Genomic DNA, 10296 nt, shown 5'->3' with positions numbered 1-10296 from the left:
TTAGATTTTCTCGTGAGTGACCGGCTTCACTTCGGTTAGGTTTTTATGTGAGTTGACACGCAGGTAGAGCCGCCTCGCGCTTGCGAATCGGATGTCGAAAACGCGCGGCTGGCGCTGTTTCTCGTGAAACATTCAAATATTCCAATAGGATTGGAAACGGCATCGGGGGGCCGCCGGCATTTCGTGCAACGGGGGACGCTTTTTGGTACAATACAGGTACCCAACCGGACGACGGTGTTGCGCGTGTGGTGCGGAGCAGCTCGTGGGAAGGGAGTGGGGACGCGTGAAGGGATGGGAAAAACGGCTGGAAAACGCCCACCTGCTGTACGAACGGGAAGACTACGAGCTGGCCATCCGCCAGTACGAAGCGGTGTTGCGGGAAGTGCCGGACTGTCTGGAAGCGTGGTACTTCTGCGGTCTGGCTTACAAGCAATTGGGCGAGTATGAGGCGGCGCGGCACGCGTTCGCCATGCTGCTCGAGCGGGATCCGCAGGACGCCATCACATGGTTCCAACGGGCCGAGTGCGACTACTTTGACGAGCGGTACGAAGAGGCGCTCAAGGGACTCGACACCGCCCTGCGCCTTGAGGATACGGAAGCCGATTGGTGGCATCTGCGCGGCATCGTCCTGGAAAAGTTGGAGCGGTATGAGGAGGCGCTGGCGAGCTACGAGCGTGCGCTGGCGCTGGAACCCGACAATGCGGACATCTGGTTCAGCAAAGGCGTCACGTTGTACCAGGCCGAGCGGTATGAGGAGGCCATCGCGGCGTACCGGCGCGTGCTCGAGTTGGACCCGGACGATTACCAGGCCTGGATCAACCTGGGCGATTTGTACGAGCGCGAGGGGCGCGTCGACGAGGCCCTTTCGTGTTACGACCGGGGCCTGGCCATCGAACCGGATGACGTCGTGGGCCTTCGACTGAAAGCGGGATTGCTGGTGGATTTGGGGCGGTACGCCGAAGCCCTTCCCCTCATCGAGCGCCTTCTCGCCCTCGACCCAGAGGATGCCGCGGTGTGGAATTGGTGCGGGATCTGCCACGCCGAGGCGGGGCGAACGTCGGAAGCGATGAAGGCGTATGAGCGGGCCTTGGCCCTTGATCCGCTGTCCGACCGGGTGTGGAACAACATCGGGTGGCTGTACGTCCGCGACGGGAAATACCGGGAGGCCATGGATGCCTTCAACCAAGCCCTCTGCCTGAACCCCTCGTACGCGCTGGCCTACAGCAACAAGGGATATGCCCTCGAGCAGCTGGGGGCGTGGGAGGACGCGCTGGCTTGCTACGACAAGGCCCTGGCCATTGAACCCACCGACACGTGGACCCTCTTTCACAAGGCCCTGGTCTTGGAAGCAGTGGGGCGCGTGGAGGAAGCGGCGCGCGCGTACGAGGAGCTGCTGCGCCACGACCCCGACGATGACCAAGCCTGGAACAATGTCGGGCAGCTGTACGAACGGCTGGAGGATTGGCCGCGGGCCCTGGAAGCGTACGGAAAGGCCCTGGAAATCAATCCCGACAACACCTATGCATGGACGAACCGCGCCTATCTCCTTGAGCGCATGGGGCGTTACGATGAGGCGGCCGCATCGTACGCGCAGGCGCTCAAGCGGGAGCCCGACGATCCATTTGTGTTGTCCCATCACGGCTACGTGCTGTATCAGCTCAAGCGCTTTCGCGAAGCGATCGGCATCTTTGCGCGCCTTCTGAAGCGCGACCGGCGCGATTTTGCCGCCTGGCTGCTGAAGGGGTACGCCCACGCCCGGCTCGGCGAGCGCGCCGAGGCCATCGCCGCCCTGCGCCAGGCGCTCGACCTCAACCCGAACCTCGTCGAAGCGTGGCTGTTGCTGGGACGGCTGCATGCCGAGACGGGCGACGTGGACGTGGCCCTGCGCGCCTTCGACAAGGCGCTGACCCTTGACGCCGACCATCCGTTGGCCCTCACCTTCAAGGGCTGCCTTTTGGCCGAAAAGGGGCGGTATGCGGAAGCCGTACCCTATTTGAAAAAAGCGCTGGCCCGGAAAAAGGATGACGCCCTGCTGTGGTACAGCTTAGCCCGCTGTTACCATTCGCTGCATCGCTATGAGGAGGCGCTCTACGCCTACAACGAGACGCTGCGCCTCGATCCGGACTATGACGATGCGCGCGTTAGCCGCTGGCGGCTCCTCAACGCCCTGCGCCAGCGGGACCGCGACGACGCGGCCAATCGCTAAAACGCGTGTGGCATGAAAGCCCGGCAATGTGGTATACTCAATCTGATGAGCAGGTGGTAACGAGCACCCGTGTCGGTGCTCGTTCCTTTTGCTGGGGGAGAGGGGTGATTGGTCATGGATCTGGAAAAACGGCTGTCCATGGCCCATCGCTATTACAATGCGGAAGACTATGAACGGGCGGTCGAGGAGTACGATTACCTCGTTCGCCTGCACCCCGACATGGCCGAAGCGTGGTTCTTCAAAGGCATGGCCCACCGCTACCTCGAAGACTACGAGGAAGCGGTGAACGCGTTCCGCCGCGTCGTGGAAATCAACCCGCGCGACGCGGTGGCGTGGTATCGGCTGGCCGATTGCCTGGCGGCGTTGGAACGCTACGAGGCCGCGCTGGCCGCGGTCGACGAGGCGCTGGCCCTGGACAAGGGCAACGCCGAGTGGTGGCAGCTGCGGGCCATCTGCCTGGAAATGCTCGACCGATTTGACGAGGCGTACCAGGCCTATGAGGAGGCGCTCAGCCTGGAACCGGACAATCCGGACATCTGGTACAGCAAGGGCGTGACCCTGGCCAACGACGAGCGCCTCGAGGAGGCGAAAGAGGCCTACGAGAAGGTGCTCGCCCTGCGCCCCAACGATGAGGGCGCCCTGCTCAACCTGGGCGACATCTGGGAGCGCCTGGGCGATCTGGAGCGCGCCCTGGCGTGCTACGAACAGGTGCGCAATCGGAATCCCGAAAACCCCGAGGCGCTCGAAGGCTGCGTCCGCTTGCTGGCGTCGATGGGGAAGGCGGCCAAGGCCCTTCCGCTGGCGCGCCGCTGGGTGTCCCTCGAGGGGGACAACGCCGAGGCGTGGAACTGGTACGCCCTGTGCCTCACCGACCTGGGCGATTGGGAGGCGGCGGAGAAGGCCTTCAAGGAGGCCTTGCGGCGGGAACCGGCCCAGGAGCGCTACTGGAACAACTACGGCACCCTCCTCCTCGACCAGGGGCGGTACGAGGAGGCGCTGGGCGCGTTTGACCAGGCCATCCACTTGGATGTCTCGTACGCCTTGGGCCACTACAATCGCGGCTACGCCTTGGAACAGCTGGGCCGTCACGACGAGGCCCTCGAGGCATACCGGAAAGCCCTGGCTCTCGATCCGCAGGATCCCAAGATCCTCTTCCGCACCGCCAGCCTGCTCACGGAGCGCGAAGAGTGGCACGAGGCGCGGCGGATGTGGCGGACCTATCTGACCCTCGCGCCCGACGACTACGATGCGTGGATCCAGTTTGGCATCGCCTGCGGCGAGACGGGGCACTATGAGGAGGCGCTGGCGGCCTTTGACGAGGCCCACCGCTTGCGCCCCGAGGAGACGACGCCGCTGCACAACAAGGGGTACGCCTACGAGAAAATGGGGCGCTATCGGGAAGCGGCCGAGTGGTATGCGCGCGTCGTCGAGCAGGATGAGGACGACCACGAATCCTGGAGCCGGCTTGGCTGGTGCTATTTCCAAGCCGGTGAACTGGAACGCGCCTTGGCCGTCTGCGACGCTTGCCTCCAGCGCGAGAAGGGCTGGACGGCGATGTGGAACAACAAAGCGATGGTCTTGGCGCGCATGGGGCGCCTTGCGGAAGCGCGGGAGGCCTACGAGCGTTACCTGGCCGTGGAATCCGGTGACGCGTCGGCGTGGGCCCGTTACGGCGACGTCCTCGAGGCCCTGGGCTATCGTGACGAGGCCAAAGCGGCCTACGCGGCGGCCCTCGAGGCCGATGCGGCGTTCTTGCCGGCGCGCCTGCGTTTGGCGCGGCTGTGCCTGCGCGACGGTGACGTCGAGGGGGCGGCGCAGCTGCTCGAGGCGGTGCCGGAGCCGGGGAACGACGACGGAAACGTGTGGCTGTTGCGCGGCGTCCTTGCCTTGCGCCGAGGCCGCTGGGCGGAGGCGCAGCAGGCCTTTGCGCGCGCCAAGGAGAAGGGCTGGGACGAGCCCCTGACGTGGCGCGAGGTGTGGACGCTCGTCCGCCACGCCCTGCCCGCCTCCGTCTTCCGCTTGTTTGGCAGGGGCCGAAACACGTCGGGTGAAGGCCGGAACCAGAGGAGTGATGCCGCGCATGCGCAACCTTCCGACGACACTGCAAACGCTGGGTAAGGACATCACGCGCGAGCAGCTGCGCTACCACCAGAAGCGCGTGCTCGTGGCCAAGGAATTCACCTTCGACAGCGCACATCACCTCCATTGCTATGAGGGAAAATGCGCCATTCTTCACGGGCACACCTACCGCCTGCGCGTCGCCGTGAGCGGGTACCCGGATGACCGGGGGCTGGTGATCGATTTTGCCGACTTGAAGCGCATCGTCAAGGAAACGATTGTCGACCGGCTCGACCACCAGTACCTCAATGCGGTCCTGCCGCCGATGAACACCACCGCCGAAAACATGGTCGTGTGGATGTTTGAGGAGCTGGAAAAGGCCCTGGCGCGCGAGGGGACCCCGGGCCTGCGTGTCGAGGAGATTGTCCTGTGGGAAACGCCAACGAGCTACGCGGCCGTCAAGCGGGAATGGATGGAGGCGACGTGAGGATGCCGGCACACTCCCGGCCCTCCATCACGGGCGACGCGTGGGCGGTATCGGCCCGTGTGCGCGACCCGGCGGCGTGGCAGCAGGCGCGCCTTCCCCTTGTGGAGCTGTTTGAAACGGTGGAAGGCGAGGGAACGCGCGCCGGGTTTCCGACCGTGTTCGTGCGCCTGTTCGGCTGCCCGCTCCGCTGCACGTGGTGCGACACGCCGTACAGCTACCCGCCGGACAAACCCCAGCGCGTCCTCTCCGTGGCCGAGATTCGGGAGGAGGTCGGGCGCTTTCCGTGGCGGCACGTGTGCGTGACGGGCGGGGAGCCTCTGATGTACGCCGAAAAATCGGCCATGCTCCTCGCCGCGCTGGCCTCCTTGCCCCATGTGGTGGACGTGCACGTGGAGACGAGCGGCGCCGTTGCGATCGCCCCCTTTCTCGCAGCCGTTCCGAGCGAAAAGGTGCGGTACATCGTCGACTACAAGCTGCCTGCCTCAGGGGAGGAGGCGGCGATGGTGACGGACAACCTGAGCCGGCTGCGGCCGCAGGACGAGCTGAAGTTTGTCATTGCCGACGAGGACGACTTTCGCCGTGCCGTCGAGGTGCTGAACACCTACCGCCCCCGGGGACAGGTGCTCTTCAGTCCGGTATGGGACACCATGCCCCCGCGCCGGCTGGTCGAGCTGATCCTGGCCCACGGGCTGGCCGAGGTCAAGCTGAACCTCCAACTGCACAAAGTGATTTGGGATCCGCAGGCGCGAGGGGTGTAGGCCGGCGGCGAGCGCCGGGGCATGGGGCATCGCGCCCTGTGGGCCGCGAGGGGCCTCCCCCAAGAAAGGAGCGTGCGACATGGAAAAGCGAGCGGTCGTCATCTTGAGCGGCGGGCTGGATTCGACGACGTGCATGGGCATCGCCGCCGCCGAAGGCTACGCGCTGTACGCCCTGACCTTCGACTACGGCCAGCGCCACCGCATCGAGATCGAGGCGGCCAAGCGGGTGGCCGAGCATTACCGCGCCCGCGAGCACCGCATCGCCCGCCTTGACTTTTTGCGCGCCATCGGCGGCAGCGCGCTGACCGATCCGAGCATTCCCGTGCCGACGCACGGCCTTTCCGACGAGATCCCGGTTACCTATGTGCCGGCGCGGAACCTCCTCTTTTTGGCCCTCGCCGCGGCCTATGCCGAGGTGAAGGAGGCGGAGGCCATCTTTATCGGCGTCAACGCCCTCGATTACAGCGGGTACCCCGACTGCCGTCCGGCCTTCATCGAGGCGATGCAGGAGGCGATTCGCCGCGGAACGAAGGCGGGCGTCGAGGGGCGACCCATCGCCATCCACACGCCGCTCCTCCACATGAGCAAAGCCGAAATCATCCGCACCGGAATAAAGCTGGGCGTCCCGTACCACCTCACCACATCGTGCTACCAGGGCGGCGACGTGGCCTGCGGCGTGTGCGACAGCTGTCGGCTGCGTATCAAGGGGTTCCAGGAAGCGGGGGCGCGCGATCCCATCCCGTACGCCGTCCCCATCGCGTGGCCCGATTCGGCGCGCTAGGGGAGAAAGGCGGCGGGCTTTGCGCTTCGGCATCGCCAGGATGCCGAAGCGCCCGTAAAATCGTTCGAAAAGACAAAAAATGCCCACCCTCGCGTTGCCGCTTCGGCGATCCGGAACGGCGCGCAGGCCGAAAAGGAGGGAAGCGCGTGAAGCTTTCCCTTTTGCCCGAGGAGAAGGTGTTTAAGGATCCCGTTCACGACTACATCCACGTCCGCAAACAGTTTGTGTGGGACCTGATCAACACGCGCGCCTTTCAGCGGCTGCGGCGCATCAAGCAGATGGGCACCTCCGACCTGACGTTTCACGGCGCGGTGCACACCCGGTTTGCCCATTCGCTCGGGGCGTATGAAGTGATGCGCAAGCTGCTGAACTACCTGAGCCGGTTTTGGTCCGATCAGCCGGACGACTTCGTGGCCGTCGCATACGCCGCGGCGCTCCTTCATGACATCGGGCATGGCCCCTTTTCCCACGCCTTTGAAAAGGCCATCGGCAGCCGCCATGAAGAGTGGACGCAGCGCATCATCCGCGAAGACGAGGAAATCGCGGCCATTCTCGCGGAATTGGACCCCAGCCTGCCGGATGAGGTGGCGCGCGTCTACGACAAAACGCAGCCCGTGCGGTACCCGCTCATTCGTCAGCTGATTGCCAGCCAGTTGGACGTCGATCGGATGGATTACCTTCTCCGCGACGCCGTCAGCACGGGCGTGACGTACGGGCGCTTTGAGCTGGAGCGCATGTTTCGCATCATGGAGCCGCACTGGGAGGACGAGGGGGATGTTCCTACGACCATCGTCCTGCGTCCCAGCGGCATCCACACCGTCGAGCAGTACCTTGTGGCTCGCTACTTCATGTTCACCCAGGTGTACCTGCACCCGAACACGATCGGCTCCGATGTGCTCTTGGAGAAAATCTTGCGCCGCGCGCGCCGGCTCTACCGAGAGGGGCGGCTTTCCTTTGTCCCGCGCGCGTTGGTGCCGTTCTTCCGCAGCGACGCCCCCAACCGCGAGCTCACCGTTTCCGAATACATCGCCCTCGACGAGACGGTGCTGATGGCCGCCTTCCACGAGTGGCAACACGAAGCCGATCCCGTGCTGGTGGACCTCTCCAGCCGCTTTCTCCACCGCCGGCTGTTTCAGTACGTGGACTTCCCGGGCGAGGAAGCGGTGGAGGAGATCAAGGACGCCCTTGCGCGGGAAGGGCTGGATCCCGACGCCTATCTCGCCGTGGTTCGCCGCGACAACAAGCTGTTCGGCGACTTTTCCGGGGTGCGGGTGCTGGTCGGCGGTCAGCCGGTGGACATCGTCGAGCTGTCTGACATCGTCCACGCCTTACGCCAGCAGGCCAAGCCCATTCACAAGCTGTATTATCCCGACGACATCCCGGCCGTGCGCGACGCGGTTGCCCGCTGGGTCGCGCGGGGGGAATAAGAAAAACGGGGGAACGGGCGTGCAGGACCCCGTTCCCCCGGCGACGGCCGCCTTCACTTGAGCAGCAGCTCAAGGATGGTGAAGAGGACGGCCAGGCCCATGAAGAAGCTGAACCAGATGGTGAAGCCGCGGAGCGAATAGACGAGATCTTCGTTCTCGATCGTTTGCCGCTTGTTCTGTTCCGCCATGGATATCCCTCCTGTCCGCTCTCCACTCCAGTATAAAACAGGCCCCGCGAAAAAATCCACCGGTTGTCCCCGCAATTGATGGGCGCGCGTGTTCCGTGGTACAGTAAGGCTGTTGTGTGGGAAACGATCGCGATGGCGTTACCGGAAATGCGGCGATGGAGGTTGCCGATGGGTCGTCGTAAGCTTGTTGCAAAAGATCGCGTCATGCTGTGGTGCTTGCGCGCCGTTCCGAAACGCAGCGTCTCCCGCCTGGCCGGTTACCTGGCCGCCTCCCCGATGAGCCGCGTGCTGATTCCTCGCTTTGCGCGGACGTATGGCGTCAACGTGGACGAGGCGGAACGGCCGCTGGAGGCATATGAGAGCCTGGCCGACTTCTTCACCCGCCGCCTCAAACCCGGCGCGCGGCCGGTGGCGCCCGGCAAGGACGTCGTGGTCAGCCCGGTCGACGGGCGGGTGTCGCAAGCCGGCAGCATCGCCGAGGGGACGCTGCTGCAGGCCAAGGGCGTGACCTACCGCGTACGCGAGCTGCTCGGGTCCGCCGAGAAGGCCGCCGCGTACGAAGGCGGCGCCTTCGTGACGCTCTACTTAAGCCCGCGCGACTACCACCGAATTCACATGCCGGTGAGCGGCTGGATCACCGAATACTGCTACGTGCCGGGCACGCTCTTTCCGGTCAACCCCTTTGGCGTGCGCTGCGTCGACGGGCTGTTTGCCAAGAACGAGCGCCTCATCACGTACATCCGGACGGACTGGGGCGAGGTGGCTGTCGTCAAGGTGGGGGCCACGATGGTCGGGAGCGTCTGCGTCACGTACGACGAGACGGTGCGCACGAACGTCCGCCGCGGGAAGCTGACGTGCCGCGTTCTCGAGGTGCCGCATTATGCGGAAAAAGGGGAAGAGCTGGGGTACTTCACCTTCGGGTCGACGGTGATTGTACTCTTTCCCAGGGGGACGGTTCGCCTGCGCGATGACCTGTGCCCGGGCCAGGCGGTGCGCATGGGCGAGCCGATCGGTCGCGTCACCGGCATGTGAGGCCCTGCGCGGCAGCGGGGCGTTTCTTTTTTTGGAGACCCGGTTCGTGTCTCCGTTAATCCCCGCCGAACGGAACGTTGGCCGCCTGCCGCCACGCGCGGGCGACGGCGATGAGGGCGTCGGCCAGCGCGTCGACGCTTTCTTCGGTCGTCGTTCGCCCCAGGGTGATGCGGAGGCTCTCCAGCGCCGCCTCCCGCGATTGCCCCATGGCCAGGAGGACGTAGGAGGGCTCGTGGTCGGCGGCGCTGCACGCCGACCCGCTCGACGTAGCGAAGCCGAGGCGGTCGAGCTCGAGCATGAGGGCCTGGCCCTCGATCCGGTCGATGCGGATGTTGAGGTGCGTCGGCAGGCATTCGGTGGGGTGGCCGTTGACGTGAAAGCCGGGGATGGCGTCGGCCAGGCGCGCGATGAGCCGCTGGCGGAGGGCGGCGAGGCGCCGGCGCTCGGCCTCCTGCTCGGCCAGGGCCAGCTCGACGGCTTTGGCGAAGCCGACGATGCCGGGCACGTTTTGCGTCGCCGGGCGCATCGCCCGCTCCTGCTTGCCGCCGTGGAAAAGGGGATCGAGGCGCACGCCCTTGCGCACGTACAGGGCGGCGACGCCTTTGGGCCCGCCGAGCTTGTGGGCGTTCAGGGTGAGGAGGTCGACGCCCAGGGCGTTCACGTCGACCGGGATCTTCCCGAAACTTTGTGCGGCGTCGCAGTGAAACAGGGCCGGCGTCGGGCGGACGACGGCGGCGATTTCGGCGATCGGCTGAATCGTGCCGACAACGTTGTTGGCATGCATGACGCTCACGAGCACCGTTTTCGGGGTGAGGGCGCATCGCACGTCCTCGGGGTCGACGCGACCATAGGCGTCGACGGGCACCTGTGTGACGCGAAAGCCTTCCGCTTCCAACGCTTTTGCCGCCTCGCGCACCGACGGATGTTCCACCGCGCTGATGACGACGTGGTCGCCTTTGCCCAGGCGGCGCATGCGGCGCGCGCCGCCGAGCACGGCGAGGTTGTTCGCCTCTGTGCCGCTGCCGGTGAAGATCAGCTCGTGGGGACGGGCGCCGATGGCGCGGGCGATGACGGCGCGGGCCTGTTCCAGGGCTTCCTTGGCCCGCAGCCCGAAGCCGTGCAGGCTGCTGGGGTTGCCGAAGGTGTCCGCCCAGAAGGGGGCCATCGCCGCGAGCACTTCGGGGCGGAGGGGCGTCGTCGCCGCATGGTCAAAATAGCGGGTTATGTCCACGGATCGCGCCTCCTTTCCGAACTTGTAGCCGCGTCGCGAATTGCGCTTCACTTTAAGTTTACACCTGTCGGCTCTACGCTAAAAAGTGTGGATGCCAAGAAGGAAAAAGGCGGTCAGCGAGCCAAGGG

General features: G+C 65.3%; 9 protein-coding genes. 7 read left to right on the top strand and 2 right to left on the bottom strand.

Annotated features, from left to right (window positions below; all coding sequences use genetic code 11):
* Nucleotides 1–283 precede the first annotated feature (283 nt).
* The 6 genes from IEX61_RS11320 (at nucleotide 284) to IEX61_RS11295 (ending at nucleotide 7717) form a co-directional block, all read left to right on the top strand.
* Nucleotides 284–2206 (top strand): tetratricopeptide repeat protein, encoded by a 1923-nt coding sequence (locus IEX61_RS11320; protein ID WP_188818130.1) that lies wholly within the window; start codon nucleotides 284–286, stop codon nucleotides 2204–2206.
* Between the two features lie 114 nt (nucleotides 2207–2320).
* The gene (locus IEX61_RS11315) at nucleotides 2321–4324 is read left to right on the top strand and encodes a tetratricopeptide repeat protein (RefSeq protein ID WP_188818128.1); all 2004 of its coding nucleotides are present in this window, start codon (nucleotides 2321–2323) and stop codon (nucleotides 4322–4324) included.
* Nucleotides 4287–4751, top strand: coding sequence for a 6-carboxytetrahydropterin synthase QueD (gene queD / locus IEX61_RS11310; protein WP_188818126.1), 465 nt, complete (start codon nucleotides 4287–4289; stop codon nucleotides 4749–4751). The genes IEX61_RS11315 and queD overlap by 38 nt, the downstream gene beginning before the upstream one ends.
* A gap of 2 nt (nucleotides 4752–4753) precedes the next feature.
* Nucleotides 4754–5509, top strand: a complete 756-nt coding sequence (locus IEX61_RS11305; protein WP_083463029.1) for a 7-carboxy-7-deazaguanine synthase QueE — start codon at nucleotides 4754–4756, stop codon at nucleotides 5507–5509.
* A gap of 79 nt (nucleotides 5510–5588) precedes the next feature.
* Complete coding sequence (gene queC / locus IEX61_RS11300; RefSeq protein ID WP_188818124.1) at nucleotides 5589–6290, top strand: 7-cyano-7-deazaguanine synthase QueC; 702 nt, start codon at nucleotides 5589–5591, stop codon at nucleotides 6288–6290.
* Nucleotides 6291–6436: 146 nt separating this feature from the next.
* On the top strand, nucleotides 6437–7717 hold the full coding sequence (locus IEX61_RS11295) for an HD domain-containing protein (protein ID WP_188818122.1): 1281 nt from the start codon (nucleotides 6437–6439) through the stop codon (nucleotides 7715–7717).
* A gap of 53 nt (nucleotides 7718–7770) precedes the next feature.
* Here IEX61_RS11295 and IEX61_RS12660 read toward each other — a convergent pair whose 3' ends face one another.
* On the bottom strand, nucleotides 7771–7905 hold the full coding sequence (locus IEX61_RS12660) for a hypothetical protein (protein WP_256205599.1): 135 nt from the start codon (nucleotides 7903–7905) through the stop codon (nucleotides 7771–7773).
* A 204-nt stretch (nucleotides 7906–8109) separates the two neighbouring features.
* On the opposite strand from IEX61_RS12660, the gene asd reads away from it, so the two are divergent.
* Nucleotides 8110–8937 carry an archaetidylserine decarboxylase gene (gene asd / locus IEX61_RS11290; protein ID WP_188818132.1) on the top strand — a complete coding sequence of 276 codons (828 nt, stop codon included), beginning with the start codon at nucleotides 8110–8112 and terminating at the stop codon, nucleotides 8935–8937.
* A 55-nt stretch (nucleotides 8938–8992) separates the two neighbouring features.
* Here the strand turns inward: asd and IEX61_RS11285 are convergent, their stop codons facing one another.
* Nucleotides 8993–10168, bottom strand: coding sequence for a cysteine desulfurase family protein (locus IEX61_RS11285; RefSeq protein ID WP_188818120.1), 1176 nt, complete (start codon nucleotides 10166–10168; stop codon nucleotides 8993–8995).
* Nucleotides 10169–10296 lie beyond the last annotated feature (128 nt).

It is taken from the genome of Calditerricola satsumensis, assembly GCF_014646935.1.
Taxonomy (GTDB): Bacteria; Bacillota; Bacilli; order Calditerricolales; family Calditerricolaceae; genus Calditerricola; species Calditerricola satsumensis.
The sequence above is the reverse complement of the archived record's forward strand: the minus strand, read 5'-3'. Positions and strand labels throughout refer to the sequence as shown.